Here is a 17027-nt window from a genome sequence, read left to right on the forward strand (position 1 = left end):
GAAAACATTATTGGCTGTAATTTTAGTCGTGTTAGGGGGTGCTGATTTTAAAAATTAGACACTAACTGCTACACAGAATCAAATTTCATTCCCAAGTCTATGCTAAATAGTTAAATTTTTGATAAGAGTAAGTATATTGATGTTTGCCCGTATTTACTATAAAAATATAAGAAACTGGTAGTGTGTAAAATAGGGCTGATTATGTTAAATTGTTATTTTAATACCATTTTTGCTTCTAAAACGTTATTTTTAATAACCTTAACCTACATTGTCCTTTTTTGAATCTTTATATAGTATCTTTATTATTGGTTGAAGAAGAACCTTCTAACACATTATTCCAAAATATACTTGGGGTGTTTGTTACCGTTGGGATTGTTTCGATATGTATATATTATGTTTTACGATATTTAGAATCAATTTATGTAAAGTATAAGAAAAAGCCCTATTTCATTCACCTTTATTTTACTCCGAAGAAATTGCCACCGCATTTGCAGGCATTCCTGGATGAGAATGATTTTTATACTACTCTCGATAAAAAAAGAAAACGATTTTTTGCACATAGAACAGTTAGGTTTCTTGAAAACATTCGTTTTGTAGGTAGAGATGGGTTAGTTATCGATGATTTTATGCGTATGCAAGTAACTATTATGGTTACGCAGCTTACTTTTGGGATGCGTCATTATCTATTAGAATATTTAAACACAATAGTTTTATACCCAACATCATTCTATTCGATTTTAAACAAAACAGAAAATATAGGAGAGTTTAATCCTATATCTAAGGCATTAGCTTTGTCCTGGAAAGATTTTCAGAAAGGAAATTTACACCTGGACAAAGGAAAAAGTTTGGGGGTTCATGAAATAACACATGCTATTCATTATAACTCTATAAAAAACAATAATATTAGTTGTGAAATTTTTTATGATACTTTTTTATTATTAGAAAAGTATCTGGGTGCTGAAGAAATAAGGAAAAAGATAGTAGATTCTAAGATATTGAGAGACTATGCATATACCGATAAATTCGAATTTATTGCAGTTCTGGTTGAAGTTTTTATGGAATCACCCAAAGAGTTAAAAAGACAATTTCCCGAGATATATTATTATGTAGTACAGATGTTTAATTTTAGATATTTTGAGGATTAATTATGATGTCATTCTCAAGAAACAATTATATTTATAACCATAAATAATCTTAATTAGTATACATATATATATGGAAGAATTTCAGCAAATACTACCTGTTAGTTCACTTACCGATGAAAAAAGGGTTGCGTTTTATAAAAAGACCTATACCCATCTTGCTATGGCTGTTCTACTTTTTGTAATCGTAGAATGGATATTTTTTCAAATAGAACCTATTGTAAATTTTGCATTTTCTATGACACAAGGATGGAGATGGCTTATTATGCTGGGCGGTTTTATGCTGGTGACAAATTATGCAGAGAAAATGGCATTAAAGAATCATAATATCAATCAACAATATTTAGGATTGTTATTATATGTCGTAGCAGAAGCTTTTATCTTTATTCCACTTATTGGGATTGCGATGATGATTGCAGAAAGCGGAGGTGCTAATATTCTTAACCAAGCTGCAATTTTGACTCTAGCATTATTTACAGGGCTTTCAGCTGTTGTTTTAATTACCAAAAAAGATTTTTCGTTTTTAAAATCGATACTGGCAATTGGATTTTTTATAGCAATAGGACTTATTGCAGCAGGTTTACTATTCGGATTTAATCTTGGCCTTTGGTTTAGTGTGGGGATGGTAATTCTAGCTTCTGGGTCTATTCTATATCAAACCTCTAACATGGTACATAAATATTCTGAAGACCAGTACGTAGGAGCATCATTAGGATTATTTGCTTCGTTAATGCTATTGTTTTGGTACATATTAAGTATTCTCTCTAGAGATTAGACGATAATTACTATAAAATTAAAGCCAGACTAAGTCTGGCTTTTTTTGTAGCTATTTTTCTGTAATTGATCTTAATATTGTTTTTGCATGAATTCTTGAGTTCTCGATAAACCAAACATGAGTGTCCATACCACCACATATTACTCCTGCCAAATAGAGATTTTTGATATTTGTTTCCATTGTTTTTTCGTTATATTGAGGATATAATTTGGCATCGTTAGAGAGTTGGATTCCAATTTTTTGCAGAAATTCGAAATTTGGTTTATAACCCGTTAGTGCCAATACCCAATCATTTTGAATACTAAATTTTCCCTGCGGTGTTTGGATATCGATTTTTTTGGGTAATATTTCTTTTATAGTAACATTGTAGAAAGCTTTGATACTCCCTTCTTCAATACGATTTATGATATCTGGCCTTACCCAATATTTTACACGTTTTCCAATTTCTGGTCCGCGAACCAGCATTGTTACTTCTGCACCTTTTCTATAACATTCTAAAGCGGCATCTACTGCAGAATTACTTGCACCAATAACGGCTAGTTTTTGTTTAGCAAAAAAATGAGGATCTTTATAGTAATGAGAAACTTTAGCTAAATTTTCTCCCGGAACGTTCATAGTATTAGGAAGGTCATAAAACCCGGTAGCAATAATTACATAAGTAGAAGTATATTGTTCTTTATCGGTTTTGATATGAAAAACACCTTGTTTTTTATGTACAGTATTAACTTTTTCAAACAGGTTAATATTTAATTGGTTAGAAGTTACAATCCTACGATAATATTCAAGAGCTTCATTGCGTTTTGGTTTGGCTTCATTACTGATAAACGGGATATTATCAATTTCAAGTTTTTCTGAAGACGAGAAAAACTGCATGTTAAGAGGGTAGTTGTATAAGGAATTAGTGATGACCCCTTTTTCGATAATACAATAATCAAGCCCTTTTTTCTTTGCTTCGAGACCACAGGCTATACCAATAGGTCCACCGCCAACAATTATCAAATCTATATGCTTCATTAAAAATCATATTGACAAGGTTCTAATTCTAACTTTTAGAACGATACCTTATTTTACTCTTGTAAAACTAATGATTTTTGTAATCTCAAAAGTAAAAAAGGTAGGGTTCTGTTACGAACCTCACCTTTTCTAAGTAGTGATTAACTATTATTTAATAACTAATTTTTTTATAACTGTTTTTTTCCCGAGTATAATATTCATAAAATAATTTCCTGGCGATAAAGAAGCAGTGTTTAGTATAATTTCCTGATTGATATTGAAATTGGTTTCCGAAATTTTTAACCCCGAGGCATCCATTATTTTAACCGTAATAGGAGTATTTGTTTCTATAGTATCAATTTTGACTTTCACTAAGCTTTTAGAAGGGTTTGGATATACGATTACTTTAGGATTGTTGTTGTTTCTCTTTTTTATAGGTGGATCAATTGGTTTTTTTTTACCTTCTTCTATAGTATAAAATTTATTTACTCTTAGTTTGGTATATGTATCGACATTTCCTGATGGCCAATAGATAGTTAATTTATCGATTTTTGGAGCTTTACCCAGTCCAAAATGAACTCGTAAGCTATTATGACCCATAAATGTATTTGAGGCAGAGACTTCTCTTTTTAGCGTTACCAATTTTCCTTTGATTTTGGTCGTTAATTCTAATCGAGCACCTAGTGCGGCTTTATTTGAAGGATTACCAATAAGTTTAATATTTACAAAATGATTTTTTATTGCTAAATCATTTCTAAAAAGCCCTTTTACGCCTTGGCCAACAACAAAGAAATCCAAATCACCATCATTGTCGTAATCTCCAATAGTTGCCCCGGTAGAATTTCCAGAAGTGGCTGTATTAATAAGATTAGCATTATTTTCTGTAAAAGTTCCATCTCCATTATTAACAAAATACCCACTACCTGTTGTACTAGAAGCTGTAATGATGACATCTAAATCACCATCATTATCAAAATCTCCCCAGGCATTGGCTAAGTTTTGATTGTTACCAGCGGTAAATGGGGTATTGGTACTTTGATATGCACCAGAATTATTAATATAAAATTTGTTTTCTACTCCAGAATAGTTAGTAAGGCAAATATCGAGATCACCATCGTTATCATAATCGATTGCATTATAGCATTGCCCATCTTGTGGATCTTCTGCAAATGAGAGATTGGTATTGGTTAATTTTACAAATCCTTCGCTTCCGGTTTCGACTTGTAGGTTTTTAAATAGAAAATCGTGTTTGATTCCTGTTGGACCAGCAGCAGGACCACTGGCAATGAATAGATCTGTATCTCCATCTTCATCATAATCAGTCCAATTAGATACCGTGTAGGCTGCTTTTTCTGTAAGAAAATCGTAGGGTTCTGTTACTTCGGTAAACGTACCATCACTATTTCCTCGATATAAACGATTAGGAAATCGATTTGTCCCAAGAAATAAGTCGGCAAAGGTTAAAATAAAATCAACATAGTTATCATTATTATAATCACACCATTGTACACTCCAGGTTGCAGAATTGATTGTGTTTAAAATTGTATTCGTTTCTGTAAATTGACCATTACCGTCGTTAGCATAAATTCTGGTTTGCAAAGTAGACGGTGCCGTAAACCGTGAATAGATTAGGTCGAGATCTCCATCATTTTCATAGTCTGCCCAGCTACAACTGTTAAGTGATGTGGCAGTAGGGATTGTTGTACTACCATCTGCAATTTTAAAATTTCCATTCCCAAGATTTTTGTAAATGGTTCCGGCATAAAATAGATCTAGATTGCTATCATTATCAATATCTGTCCATCCTGTGCCAAAATAGGTTCCTCGAATAGTCGAATCGGATACTATAGGATTAAGACTGTCTTTGATAAGTGTAAACTTTTGCGCAAAAGCGGTAATCGTAAAACTGTAAAAAATGAATAAAAATAAAGTTCTCATAAGCTCAAGATTTTTAAGAGTTATAAGATTAAAGTTCATTAAAACGGGAAGGGAATAGGTTTAGAATTATAATTTTTAACCTTTTTATACTATTAAGAGAGTATTCAAACTATAACTGGCGTTAATTATTCTGAACTTCTAATTTTTTTCTTTTATATTCAGATGGAGTACAATTGAACTTATTTTTGAAAGCAGTATTAAAAGTAGCTTTGTTATTGAATCCAACATCAAAATAAATCGTTTTAATACTAGCTTCAGAATTTTCTAGAAGTAGTTTTTTAGCTTCTTCTAATCTATATTCGTTTATAAATTGGTTAAAGTTCTTCTTAGATTTTTCGTTGATAAGTTTAGAAAGTATGTGGCTAGAAAAACCGATATTATCTGCTAATTGCACTAGACGTAAGTCATTGTTTAAATAGGGTTTATTTGTTTTAATATATGATAATAAGATATCATAAAACTCATCCTTGGTAGACTCGGTTAATTCCTGATGATTTTCTTCTTTCAAAAATAGATTAGATAATAATTCTCCGTTAAAGATAGATGGTTCTTTATATACCATATAACCAATGCCATAGATAGCTATAGACATTGAGAAAGAAATTGCATAATCCCAATGAATGTTGAAAAAAGAGAATTTAACTAATACATAATAACTTATATAGGCGATAATAAAGACTAAGAATAAGTTGATAAGGAAAGTAGACCATTTTTTTCTGATCATTTCGTATTGAGATTTTTTATCGCTTTTATGAAAAGTGATAAAATCTTTTATGGTGATTATATAAATTATTAGCGATAAAGCTACCAGCCAGGGAGAGCGAAGTGACCAAAAAAGATAAAATAGAAAATCACCTTTATAATCTTTAAGGTTTTGAAAACCTTCTGATGCAATAAGATAGTATCCATTAATAATAAATGATAGGATTGCTGGTGCAAAGTGATACCATCTTATTTTGAAATTTTTACTATAAAATCTTGTAATATACACATACAGTAGAGGTCCAAACGCGAGATACCAGCTAGAGTCAAAAAAATAAAAATAAGGATATACAGACCCGTAGTTAGTCCAGAAAAATACGTATTGAAGTAGAATAAAAGAAAAACCTAAGATAAGTAAAACAACAGGAAGGTTATTGATCCTTCCTGTTTTACGAATACTTAAAATAATACTTAAGAAGAACCCTAGTGAGCTTACGATTAGGAAAATTGATGTCCAGGTATCAAAAGACGGAATAGGATTCTGTTCCATTTTGTATAGACTAAGTGTTTATGATCTCTTTTAATTCTTTAATGGTTTGGTTAGGATTAGTACTTTTAAAAACAAAACTACCGGCAACTAATACATCCGCTCCCGCGTCTATAAGTTGTTTTGCATTTTTATTGGTTACTCCTCCATCAATCTCAATTAATGTACTTGCATTATTTCGTACAATAATTTCACGAAGTTGTTTTACCTTTTTATACGTGTTTTCGATAAATGATTGACCACCAAATCCGGGGTTTACGCTCATTATGCATACCAGATCTATATCATTAATAACATCTTCTAGTAAACTTACATTGGTATGTGGGTTTATAGCAACGCCCGCTTTCATTCCTTCTGCTTTAATAGCTTGCAGTGTTCTGTGAAGATGTGTACAAGCTTCATAATGTACAGTAAGAATATTACTTCCCAGATCGGCAAAAGTTTTAATGTATCGATCTGGATCAACAATCATAAGGTGTACATCAATTGTCTTGGTAGCATGTTTTACAATATCTCGCAAAACAGGCATCCCAAAAGAAATGTTGGGAACAAAAACGCCGTCCATAATATCTATATGAAACCAGTCTGCATCACTTTTGTTAATCATTTCTACATCGCGTTGCAAATTAGCAAAATCTGCAGCTAATACTGAAGGGGCTATACGTTTTGAAGCCATAAATCTATGTTGTTTCCGGCAAAAGTACTATTTAATATATTTATCCTTTGAATTTACTATAATAAAATGTTCTTTTTTCGATACTGTTTCAGAAAAAGAATAAACGGGTAGCTCTTCGTATACTTGATATCTAGTCTTGCTAAGCATAAACTTTTCTTGTTTAATGGTGCAAAAACAGGAATTCTCTTTTGTAAATAAATTTAGGTGATAAATGGTATAGGTTGTGTAATTGGAGAAAGCTCTATTTTGAAACCTTATGATAGTCTGTAGTTAATTGAATTTCATGAATTTTTGAGCTAGATATGAAATACTTTTATAATGTTCTGGATTATGTTCTTCTTCTTTTTTTAAGAATTGATGTAATTCACTTTGATTGTAATGATCAGATATTACTGTAAATGAAGAGCGAGATTCTGAGAAGGAAGAGCTTATGATTTCTTTATCCAGCATCTTAATGATATTATGGTGTCGATAATCTTTTCTTATCTTTTCGAACATCATTTTAACGGTTTGTTCTTCACCTTCTAGAATTTGAAAAAAATTTCCTTCAGAATATATCAATATCCCCATAATACCAATTGCATTATTATTAAGCCTAACATAATCCATAAGCTCTGTCATATCAGAATTTGATATGTTTGGATTTACGGTGCTAACATAACTTATTATATATCTCATGGTGAATAATATATTAAGAGGGGGGTAGCTACTTAAATATACGAATTTTGAGATACTTTTGCTAGAACATTGGGGGTTCTATTAGGGAAATTTGTAATATTTATGTGTAAAAATGTTTTTTTTATGGGTTCCCGTAAAGTTTTTACGGATTACCGTAAGAAAAAACCTCCGGTAATCAGCCGGAGGTCATTCATCAATCAAAAAACGAACAGTTATGTTATAAAACTGTTTGTAACCGCAATTTAGGAATTTATCCTAAATAAGTCTTTAATATTTTACTTCTAGATGTATGTTTTAATCTTCGAATTGCTTTTTCTTTAATTTGACGTACACGTTCACGTGTAAGATCAAAAGTTTCTCCAATTTCTTCAAGAGTCATTGGGTGTTGATCTCCAAGACCAAAATATAATCGTATTACATCTGCTTCTCTAGGAGTAAGTGTTTCTAGAGCACGTTCTATTTCTGTACGAAGAGACTCGTGTAATAGTGTCCTATCAGGATTTGGTGACTCTCCAGAATTTAATACATCATAAAGATTAGAATCTTCTCCTTCAACAAGTGGAGCATCCATACTTACATGGCGTCCAGAATTCTTCATCGATTCTTTAACATCGTTGATGGTCATATCTAATTCTTTTGCAATTTCTTCGGCACTTGGTGGGCGCTCATGTGATTGCTCTAAGAATGCATATGTTTTATTGATCTTATTGATCGAACCAATTTTGTTTAATGGTAAACGAACAATACGAGATTGTTCTGCCAACGCCTGTAGAATAGATTGACGAATCCACCATACAGCATAAGATATAAACTTAAATCCACGGGTTTCATCAAAACGTTTTGCAGCTTTAATTAGTCCAAGATTACCTTCATTAATTAAATCGGGAAGAGTAAGTCCTTGATTTTGATATTGTTTTGCAACCGAAACTACGAATCTAAGGTTAGCCTTTGTTAGTTTTTCAAGAGCTCTCTCATCACCAGCTTTTATACGCTGAGCTAATTCCACCTCTTCATCTGCAGTAATAAGATCTACTTTTCCTATCTCTTGCAAATACTTATCTAGCGATGCAGTCTCACGATTTGTTACCTGCTTCGTAATTTTAAGTTGTCTCATCTATAGTTCTCCTTGAAATTTAATTTTGTGAATATTTAGGGCCTTTTATTTATTATACGTAATATGTTATAGAAATGTTACAAAAAGATTGTTTTTTTATCAGAGATATTCTTTTGATTTGCTTGTTACCTATTGTTAATAAAGGCTGTAAGGCGATTTGGTTATTTTTTATGAAATTGGCTGTTTTTAAAAAAAAGACTCAAAAAACAACGAATTTTATAAAGAATGTAGAAAACAATGTGGTAGTATTAATATGATTTAAAACTCATAAGAAACCCCTGTTTGAATTGTAAAGTATAAAGGTCGGTAACTTTCAGAATTTTGACTTGCATTTTTTAATTGATACTTCAGTAAAGGCTCAACATTGAAAAATATTTTTTTCGATAGTTTGTATCGAAGATTTGCTCCAATGTTTATACTGAAATTTCTTTTCAGAATATTAGTATTGCTTCCTAATTTAAAATTATTAGAAGTAGTATGTATTTTAATATTGTTTTCATCAAGAAATAGAAAACCTAATTCTCCTATTAGCGCAGTGCTAATTTGATTATTTAAGATTTGATAGTGTAACCCAAATAAAACCTCATTATAAATAGTCTTTTGTATTAGATCTATCTTTTCAGGATTCTCTATAGTATTATTTGTTGGTAAAATTATTCCCAAATCATTAAGTATAATAGGTAATTGATCAGTTGGTACGTTTTTTATTTTGTTACTTAATTTTAATCGATTATATCCAACCCTTAGTGCTATTTTTTCTGTGTAGTATGTCTTAAAGAGAACACCATAACTTAAGCTTATTCTGCCACGGTTTGTGTTTTTTGCAAGGTGGTTGCTTACCAAAGAACCATTAGGGGCTATTGTATATGTTGGGGTAACATGTACTCCGATACTAAATTTCTGAAATGGTTTTTTCTTTATAGGGGTCATATATACTAATGTATCCTTTTTTTTACGATTATTGATAGACGTATTCTTTTTGGATGCTATTAGAGTTTTTAAGGAATCACCTTTATTTTCTTTAAGATTTTTGTTTTTAGCTCTGTTACGACTATTGTTTAAAATCTTATCCGATTTATTTTTTGTTTGGTTTGTAATTGAAGTTGAGGATATTGATGTTCTTTTATTTGTAAGATTAGTTTTTGCATTATAATTAGTAGAGTTTTTGGTGCTTTTTATTTCTTCGACACCTCTATTGGTACTATTTTTTACCCGAGGCGCTTGTTTACTAGTTCTATGAGTAGAAAGAGACATTTTTCTGGTTATTATAAAACTAGAATTCGAGACATTTTTATTTGATGACAAACCAATACCATTATTAGTTTTACTATTTAATATAGACCAATTATTTTCTATTGTACTGTTGTAGACGTCATTGATATCAGATTTTGATTTGGGTGATGCCGATACCGTTGTAATAATTTCATTACCGGGTAATTGCAGTTTGCTATTTTTTGGATCTATTTCGTTGCAGTCTTCTAGAGTTACTGGGATTTTTATATTGGTATTAGTTGAGTTTTTTGTGATGATATTACCATTATACGTATCGGCTGCAAAAAATATTAATAATAAGAGAAATATAAGTACACTTACTACTTTTGCCCAATAAGAAAGCGTATCATCTTCTTTTTTGGGTAACTTAGGTTCAATATCTTCCCAGGATAAATTACTAGGTGATTGATCAAAACCTTTAAGTTTTTCTTTAAAAGCTTTTCCTATGTCTTTTGGGTCAGCCATTACTTATTGCAATTTTTTTTAAACAATTGTTATTAGATGTTATTTTGGTTTTCAGTATAACTTTTGCTCTATGTAGATTCGATTTTGAGGTTCCTTCAGAAATATCTAACATTTTGGCTATTTCCTTATGAGAATACTCATCGAGTTCATATAAGTTAAAGACCAATCTATATCTATCTGGTAATTCTTGTATGTATTTTAGTAATTCATCTAATGAAAGGTTTAGTGTTTCAGAATCAATTTTAGTATCTGCGATGTTCTCTTTGTTTATATTTATATCGGTAAAAGGGGCTTTTTTATACTTGTCGATAGCTTTATTAATCGTTATTCTTTTCATCCACCCTTCAAAAGAACCCTTAAAATTATATTGATGTATCTTTTTAAAAATTGTAATAAAAGAGTCTTGTAAATTATCTTCTGCTTCATTGTAATTTTTGCAATACTTAAGACTCAAAGCAAAAAGTGTGTCCTTATAAAGGTGAAATAATTCACTTTGTGCTTTCCGGTTATTTTTTTGGCACTTTTTAATTAGTTTTCTTGTGTCCAATTGGTTTTAAGCTTAATAAAGATTATGGTTCGAAATCTGAAATGTTTTTTTTCATAAATAAAAAAGAATTCGATTTTCATTATGTGATACTTGAAATAACACATAAATTATCACTAGTTTACTCTTTTAGACTGAATTGTTTTAAATGGTTGCGTAAATGGGATGAAAAGATGTAATTAATAATAGGAACGTGCTTTTTATGGTATAAATAAAGCAATCTTTCCTTTTTTTAAGGAAAGATTGCTAAAAATAATAATTAACTCTCATCATTATTATCGCAGGCTTCAGCAAATAAAACTATTCTAATTATTTTAGATTCGTTGGTGTCTGTGTTTTTGATGGTAACAAAAACTAATTGGGGATTAGTTGTGTTTAGATAATCAGATGAATCTAATATATTTATTTCTTGTTCTGCATGTTCATAGGTTTGATAAAATGATAATGTTAATAAAGAAGGATCTACATTTTCCTGAAAAGAAAGAATGCAGTCTTTGTAATCATTAAAAACAAAATTGGCTGTATCTTCAAAATTTTTCAATTCACATTCCTTAAATTCTACATAATCACATGAGTTTTCGACATTACATTGTCTTTTGATGATGTATGTATCGGTTTCATTAGATATTTCTACAGTTTCATCATCTATTATCAAGGCTTTCCAATCAAAATTCCAATCTTTGGCTGTTTTAGAATCTCCTTCAAGATGGATATTAATATGTAGTTTACCTTCAAGGAAAAAGGATACCCACGAGGTTCTATACGCATTACCTTTATCGTAAAAAATACCGGTTCCGTCATCATAAAAATCTAATAACGCCTCATTATAATTTTGGTTATTGGTTAATGAGGTGATTTCCCAAACGCAATTTTTCTCTAATATTCTATTACAATAGATAATAACCTCTGATTCGATACAAGCTTCGATTGTTTTTTTTAATTCGGTATTGTCCTGTATGCTAAAGGAACTGCCATCTTCTAGAATGGTAGTTATAGGATAGCTTAGTCCTATTGCGTCATTGCTTCCTTCTGACTCTTCCAGAAGTCCTACAAAATCAATATTATCATAAACTATTCTACTATCTACAATTTCAGAATCTTCATTAAAAAGATATACATTAAAAGGGTAAATAAAAGTGATACAGATCGGTTGATCATCTTCATTCTTATTTTTAGAAATATTTTTTAACGAGTTAAATAGCTCTGAATCTGTTTCTATTTTTTGGATATTATCCGGAAATAAGTCAAAGGATTCATTATGGCAGGAAACCATAGAAATTAATAGGGCACTAAGCAGTAGGGTTTTAAATGTTGTCATGATTACATTATTTAAAGTCTTTGTCTAATAGACTAGTAGTCTTTAAATGGTTGCGTAACATTAACTAATTTATCCCAATGTCAATAATAAAGGAACATGTAGGAGAAAAGTGTATTAAGAGTTTAGAAGGCATCTGAATGAAATAAAAAACGCCTTCAAAATTCTTGAAGGCGTTTTTAAAATAGTATAGAAAAATTAATTTTCTTTTTTATCTCTGTGAGGTTTTCTATCACCTCTTGGTTTATCACCTTCTGGTCTTGGAGGTCTAGGTAATAATGCTTTTCTAGATACTTTTTCTTTACGGGTTCTAGAATCAATTCCGAAATATTTTACATCAAAGACGTCACCCATATTTACAACATCGCTAACATTCTCTGTGCGTTCCCATGCCAATTCTGAAACGTGAAGTAAAACTTCGTTACCAGGAGCTTCCATATATTCTACTACAGCACCAAAATCTAACATTTTGATTACTTTCACTTCATATACACTACCAACAGCAGGTTTAAAAGTAATAGCATCGATTTTTGCTAATACTGCATCAATTCCTTCTTGATTTGTACCAAGAATCTCTACATTTCCTTCTTCTGTAACAGGATCTTCATTAATTACTATAGTTGTACCTGTAGTTTTTTGTAATTCTTGAATTACTTTACCTCCGGGGCCAATTAAAGCACCTATAAAGTCTCCAGGAATTGTTTTAGTTACCATTTTTGGAGCGTGTGGTTTCACATCCGCATTTGGTGATGCAATAGTATCTGTTAATTTTCCTAGAATATGTATACGACCATCGGCTGCTTGCTTTAATGCATTTACCAAAATTTCATAGGAAAGACCTTTTACTTTAATATCCATTTGGCAAGCAGTAATACCATCGGCAGTACCGGTTACTTTAAAATCCATATCTCCTAAGTGATCTTCATCACCTAAAATATCAGATAAAACAGCATATTTTCCTGTTTCACCATCAGAAATTAATCCCATTGCAATACCAGAAACTGGTTTCACCATTTGTACTCCGGCATCCATCAATGCCATAGTTCCAGAACATACAGTTGCCATAGAAGAAGAACCATTAGATTCTAATACTTCTGATACAATACGTACAGTATATGGGCAATCAGCAGGAATCATTCCTTTTAAAGCACGTTGTGCCAAGTTACCATGACCAACTTCTCTACGAGAGGTTCCTCGTATAGGTCTTGCTTCACCAGTACAGAAAGGAGGGAAGTTATAGTGAAGGTAGAATGTTTCTTCTCCTTCATAAGATGGCATATCAATTTGATTTGCCTCTCTAGAAGTTCCCAAAGTTACTGTTGCTAGTGCTTGAGTTTCTCCTCGTGTAAATATAGAAGATCCGTGAGTTGATGGTAAATAATCAACTTCACACCAGATTGGTCTAATCTCATCGGTTTTACGACCATCCAGACGTAACCCTTCGTTTAAAGTAAGATCACGAATAGCGGATTTTTCTGCTTTAGCATAATATTTAGATACTAAATCTCCAAAATCTTCAAGCTCTTCTTCAGAATACGTAGCTTTTATTTCTTCTTTTATTTCTGAAAAAGCTAAACCACGTTCTTTTTTAGAAGATCCCGCTTTTGCTACAGCATATACTTTATCATATGCCATTTCATGAATTTTCTTAGCTAAGTCTTCATCTTCTCTTTCTGGGTCGTACTCTCTAACTTCTTTTTTTCCAAAGGCTTCTGCTAATTTAAGCTGAGCAGCACATTGTATTTTTATATGATCGTGAGCGAATTTGATAGCTTCTACCATTTCTTCTTCGCTAATCTCTTTCATCTCTCCCTCAACCATCATTACAGAATCCGCAGAAGCACCAATCATCATATCGATATCTGACTCTTCTAATTGCACTCTTGTTGGGTTAATGATAAATTCACCATTTACACGACCTACACGTGCTTCTGAAATAGCACATTCAAAAGGGAAATCAGATAATTGTATTGCTGCAGATGCTGCTAATCCTGCCATTGCATCAGGCATAACATCATCATCATGAGACATTAACTGAATCATCACTTGAGTTTCTGCGTGATAATCTTTTGGGAATAGTGGTCGCAATACACGATCTACTAATCTCATTGTTAATACTTCGCCATCGCTTGGTCTTGCTTCTCTTTTGAAGAAACCACCCGGGTAACGACCAGATGCTGCGAATTTCTCTCTATAATCTACTGTTAATGGTAGAAAATCGACATCACTTTGTTTGTAATTTGAAACAACTGTACATAATAACATACACTTGCCAGATTGTACAACAACAGAACCATGAGCCTGTTTTGCTAATTTTCCGGTTTCGATAGAAATTTCTCTACCGTCACCAAGGTCAATGACCTCTTTATAAACTTTTGGAATCATAATTTTTTTGATTCTAACGTATCAGTTTTATCATACAGATAAATCCTGATATGTTTAATTAAACATTGGTTTCCGTCTTACTCGGACGGACAAGGTTGTGTTGTTGTAGTAATTGCGCGACCAATGAAAAACTAAGGCATGCATTTGTACTCTAGTGAAGTACAAATGTTTTTTAATATATTTAATATAAAAAAAAGAGGCACGCAGCCTCTTTTTATTACTTTCTTAATCCTAATTCTTTTACAATTGCACGGTATCTCATGATATCCTTTTTAATAAGATAGTCTAACAGATCTCTACGTTTTCCTACCAACTTTACCAAAGAACGCTCTGTGTTATAATCTTTACGATTCTTTTTTAAGTGCTCAGTAAGATGAGTAATTCTGTGAGTAAACAATGCAATTTGACCTTCTGCAGAACCACTGTCGTTCTTTCCTTTACCGTGCTTTGCGAAGATTTCTTCTTTAACTTCTTTTGTTAAATACATTCCAATATTATTTAAATGATTTTTATGTATCAATAGCTCTTTGCTATTAGCGTGCAAATATAATATTTTTTGGGTTAGAATTGCATTTTATATAAAAAAACATAATGCAATTAAACGTTTTGCATAATATATAGTCTTAGTAGGGTAACGTTAAAATTAAATATTATGAAAAGTAACTTATCTAAATTTAGTTTAATCACATTATTTTTTTTGATTTTAGTAGGATGTAATAAAGATGATACCGAAGATCAATTGGTAGCATCTTTTACCACCGAAGAAACCGAACTTAATGCCAAAGTAGACAATACAACCGAGGTAATAAGCGATACATTTTTACAAGTGTATGAATATGAGGAAAGTGCTGTAAAAAGCCCAATACATCCTTTTATACCGGACTGTGCAACTATAACCATTAAAGTTACAGATACTTCTAAAGAGGTAACTGTAGATTTTGGTTCTGAAGGGTGCGAAGTTAGAGGAGGGCGTATCGTAAAGGGAAAGGTTAATATGTCATATGTGGTAGATACAGAAGCAATGACAAAAATTATTAACTATACGCTCGAGGACTTTTTTATTGATGATATGCAATTTGTTGGATCTAAAACAATAACCAGGCAAAAAGCTAACGATAATGGTAATCCTCAATATACAATGAATCTTGATTTAGCGATTACTTTTGCTGATGGCACGCAGGCAACTAGGACAGGATCAAAGGTTCGCGAATGGATTGAAGGCTCTTTTAATGGTAATTGGGGAGATAATGTGTTCTTAATTACAGGTGCCTGGGAAACTAATTTCAAAAATGGAAACATGCACAGTACCACAATTACAACACCTTTACGACGAGAAGCTAGTTGTAGGTTTTTGGTGAGTGGTGTTGTTGAGTTAGTACGAACAAATTATAGTGGTTCATTAGATTATGGTAACGGAGCGTGCGATAATTTGGTCGTATTTACTAATGATAATGGAGAAGAACGTGAGATTCGACTGTGATCTGTAAGTTTTTGATGTGATTATATAAAAGGGCACGACTTTAAGTCGTGCCCTTTTATATATAACTAGATATATTATATCTTAATTTGCCAAAGGACGATTTAGAATTAAACTTAGATATAAGTTTATCTTTTGTTTTAGTTCGTGTCTTGGAGTTATAAAGTCCAGAAATCCATGTTCTTTTAAGAATTCGGCAGTTTGAAAACCTTCGGGTAATTCTTTTCCTGTAGTGTCTCTTACAATACGAGGGCCAGCAAATCCAATAAGTGCTCCTGGCTCTGCAATATTAATATCACCTAACATGGCAAAAGAAGCTGTTGTACCCCCAGTCGTAGGATCTGTACATAATGATATATAGGGTATTCCTGCATCTGCTAATTGGGCCAACTTGGCAGAAGTTTTTGCCAATTGCATTAGTGATAATGCAGCTTCCATCATACGAGCACCTCCTGATTTGGAAATAATCATAAATGGAATTTTGTGTTTTAGGGAATAATCGGCAGCTCTTGCAATTTTTTCACCGACTACACTACCCATAGAACCTCCAATAAATGCAAAATCCATACATGCGATAACTAAATCATTACCAAAGGACTTTCCTACTGCGGTTCTTACGGCGTCTTTTAAATTTGTTTTTTCTTGTGCGTCTTTAAGACGGTCAACATATTTCTTTTTGTCTTCGAATTTAAGAGGGTCTTTTGAGGTAACACCTTTATCAAGCTCTTTAAATTTATTATCATCAAATAGGATTTCAAAATATTCTTTACTACCTATTCTTACATGGTATCCATCTTCTGGACTTACATAGAAGTTTTTTTCGAGTTGTTCTGCATCTACAATTTTTCCCGTTGGAGATTTGTACCAAAGTCCTTTAGGGACATCCTTTTTGTCTTCGGTAGCAGTTTGTATACCTTTTTGTGTTCTCTTAAACCAAGCCATATAGTTTTATTATAATTAAAAAAAGCTGAAACTCATTTAAGGAGTTTCAGCTTAAGTTTTCA

At 31.9% G+C, this 17027-nt stretch carries 15 protein-coding genes; 3 read left to right on the plus strand and 12 right to left on the minus strand.

Going from position 1 to position 17027, the window contains the following annotated elements; genetic code table 11:
- The first annotated feature begins 278 nt into the window (after positions 1 to 278).
- Together DK441_RS16380 and DK441_RS16385 are read left to right on the plus strand one after the other, a co-directional pair.
- On the plus strand, positions 279 to 1145 hold the full coding sequence (locus DK441_RS16380) for a zinc-dependent peptidase (protein WP_160112131.1): 867 nt from the start codon (positions 279 to 281) through the stop codon (positions 1143 to 1145).
- A 70-nt stretch (positions 1146 to 1215) separates the two neighbouring features.
- Positions 1216 to 1917 carry a Bax inhibitor-1 family protein gene (locus DK441_RS16385; RefSeq protein WP_109851660.1) on the plus strand — a complete coding sequence of 234 codons (702 nt, stop codon included), beginning with the start codon at positions 1216 to 1218 and terminating at the stop codon, positions 1915 to 1917.
- 51 nt (positions 1918 to 1968) lie between these two features.
- Here DK441_RS16385 and DK441_RS16390 read toward each other — a convergent pair whose 3' ends face one another.
- The 11 genes from DK441_RS16390 to rpsO all read right to left on the minus strand — a co-directional run bounded on the left by DK441_RS16390 (position 1969) and on the right by rpsO (position 15033).
- Positions 1969 to 2931, minus strand: a complete 963-nt coding sequence (locus DK441_RS16390) for a YpdA family putative bacillithiol disulfide reductase (RefSeq protein ID WP_109851661.1) — start codon at positions 2929 to 2931, stop codon at positions 1969 to 1971.
- Positions 2932 to 3078: 147 nt separating this feature from the next.
- On the minus strand, positions 3079 to 4848 hold the full coding sequence (locus tag DK441_RS16395) for an FG-GAP-like repeat-containing protein (RefSeq protein WP_160112132.1): 1770 nt from the start codon (positions 4846 to 4848) through the stop codon (positions 3079 to 3081).
- A 121-nt stretch (positions 4849 to 4969) separates the two neighbouring features.
- A complete protein-coding gene (locus DK441_RS16400) occupies positions 4970 to 6100 on the minus strand; it encodes a helix-turn-helix domain-containing protein (protein WP_109851663.1) in 1131 nt (376 codons plus the stop codon).
- A gap of 10 nt (positions 6101 to 6110) precedes the next feature.
- Complete coding sequence (rpe, locus tag DK441_RS16405) at positions 6111 to 6773, minus strand: ribulose-phosphate 3-epimerase (RefSeq protein ID WP_025665004.1); 663 nt, start codon at positions 6771 to 6773, stop codon at positions 6111 to 6113.
- Positions 6774 to 7043: 270 nt separating this feature from the next.
- Positions 7044 to 7451 (minus strand): BLUF domain-containing protein, encoded by a 408-nt coding sequence (locus tag DK441_RS16410; protein WP_109851664.1) that lies wholly within the window; start codon positions 7449 to 7451, stop codon positions 7044 to 7046.
- A gap of 250 nt (positions 7452 to 7701) precedes the next feature.
- Positions 7702 to 8565, minus strand: a complete 864-nt coding sequence (locus DK441_RS16415) for an RNA polymerase sigma factor RpoD/SigA (RefSeq protein ID WP_024772554.1) — start codon at positions 8563 to 8565, stop codon at positions 7702 to 7704.
- A gap of 258 nt (positions 8566 to 8823) precedes the next feature.
- The gene (locus DK441_RS16425; RefSeq protein WP_109851666.1) at positions 8824 to 10302 is read right to left on the minus strand and encodes a hypothetical protein; all 1479 of its coding nucleotides are present in this window, start codon (positions 10300 to 10302) and stop codon (positions 8824 to 8826) included.
- Positions 10295 to 10849, minus strand: a complete 555-nt coding sequence (locus tag DK441_RS16430; protein WP_109851667.1) for an RNA polymerase sigma factor — start codon at positions 10847 to 10849, stop codon at positions 10295 to 10297. Before DK441_RS16430 ends, DK441_RS16425 begins: the two co-directional genes overlap by 8 nt.
- Positions 10850 to 11105: 256 nt before the next feature.
- Positions 11106 to 12164 (minus strand): hypothetical protein, encoded by a 1059-nt coding sequence (locus DK441_RS16440; RefSeq protein WP_109851669.1) that lies wholly within the window; start codon positions 12162 to 12164, stop codon positions 11106 to 11108.
- A 195-nt stretch (positions 12165 to 12359) separates the two neighbouring features.
- Positions 12360 to 14546 (minus strand): polyribonucleotide nucleotidyltransferase, encoded by a 2187-nt coding sequence (locus tag DK441_RS16445; protein WP_235015780.1) that lies wholly within the window; start codon positions 14544 to 14546, stop codon positions 12360 to 12362.
- A 217-nt stretch (positions 14547 to 14763) separates the two neighbouring features.
- A complete protein-coding gene (gene rpsO, locus DK441_RS16450) occupies positions 14764 to 15033 on the minus strand; it encodes a 30S ribosomal protein S15 (RefSeq protein ID WP_025664998.1) in 270 nt (89 codons plus the stop codon).
- Between the two features lie 165 nt (positions 15034 to 15198).
- On the opposite strand from rpsO, the gene DK441_RS16455 reads away from it, so the two are divergent.
- On the plus strand, positions 15199 to 16026 hold the full coding sequence (locus DK441_RS16455; protein ID WP_109851670.1) for a hypothetical protein: 828 nt from the start codon (positions 15199 to 15201) through the stop codon (positions 16024 to 16026).
- 81 nt (positions 16027 to 16107) lie between these two features.
- On the opposite strand, the gene accD is transcribed toward DK441_RS16455, so the two are convergent.
- Positions 16108 to 16965 (minus strand): acetyl-CoA carboxylase, carboxyltransferase subunit beta, encoded by an 858-nt coding sequence (gene accD, locus DK441_RS16460; RefSeq protein WP_024772561.1) that lies wholly within the window; start codon positions 16963 to 16965, stop codon positions 16108 to 16110.
- Positions 16966 to 17027: the final 62 nt, after the last annotated feature.

This window comes from Aquimarina sp. AU58, from assembly GCF_900312745.1.
Taxonomy (GTDB): domain Bacteria; phylum Bacteroidota; class Bacteroidia; order Flavobacteriales; family Flavobacteriaceae; genus Aquimarina; species Aquimarina spinulae.

Excerpts from the sequence above, each read along its gene's own strand:
- DK441_RS16440 (WP_109851669.1), bottom strand. The coding sequence starts at position 12,164 with ATGACAACATTTAAAACCCTACTGCTTAGTGCCCTATTAATTTCTATG.
- DK441_RS16410 (WP_109851664.1), bottom strand. The coding sequence starts at position 7,451 with ATGAGATATATAATAAGTTATGTTAGCACCGTAAATCCAAACATATCA.
- DK441_RS16390 (WP_109851661.1), bottom strand. The coding sequence starts at position 2,931 with ATGAAGCATATAGATTTGATAATTGTTGGCGGTGGACCTATTGGTATA.
- DK441_RS16400 (WP_109851663.1), bottom strand. The coding sequence starts at position 6,100 with ATGGAACAGAATCCTATTCCGTCTTTTGATACCTGGACATCAATTTTC.
- DK441_RS16415 (WP_024772554.1), bottom strand. The coding sequence starts at position 8,565 with ATGAGACAACTTAAAATTACGAAGCAGGTAACAAATCGTGAGACTGCA.
- DK441_RS16425 (WP_109851666.1), bottom strand. The coding sequence starts at position 10,302 with ATGGCTGACCCAAAAGACATAGGAAAAGCTTTTAAAGAAAAACTTAAA.
- DK441_RS16395 (WP_160112132.1), bottom strand. The coding sequence starts at position 4,848 with ATGAGAACTTTATTTTTATTCATTTTTTACAGTTTTACGATTACCGCT.
- DK441_RS16455 (WP_109851670.1), top strand. The coding sequence starts at position 15,199 with ATGAAAAGTAACTTATCTAAATTTAGTTTAATCACATTATTTTTTTTG.
- rpe (WP_025665004.1), bottom strand. The coding sequence starts at position 6,773 with ATGGCTTCAAAACGTATAGCCCCTTCAGTATTAGCTGCAGATTTTGCT.
- rpsO (WP_025664998.1), bottom strand. The coding sequence starts at position 15,033 with ATGTATTTAACAAAAGAAGTTAAAGAAGAAATCTTCGCAAAGCACGGT.
- accD (WP_024772561.1), bottom strand. The coding sequence starts at position 16,965 with ATGGCTTGGTTTAAGAGAACACAAAAAGGTATACAAACTGCTACCGAA.
- DK441_RS16385 (WP_109851660.1), top strand. The coding sequence starts at position 1,216 with ATGGAAGAATTTCAGCAAATACTACCTGTTAGTTCACTTACCGATGAA.
- DK441_RS16445 (WP_235015780.1), bottom strand. The coding sequence starts at position 14,546 with ATGATTCCAAAAGTTTATAAAGAGGTCATTGACCTTGGTGACGGTAGA.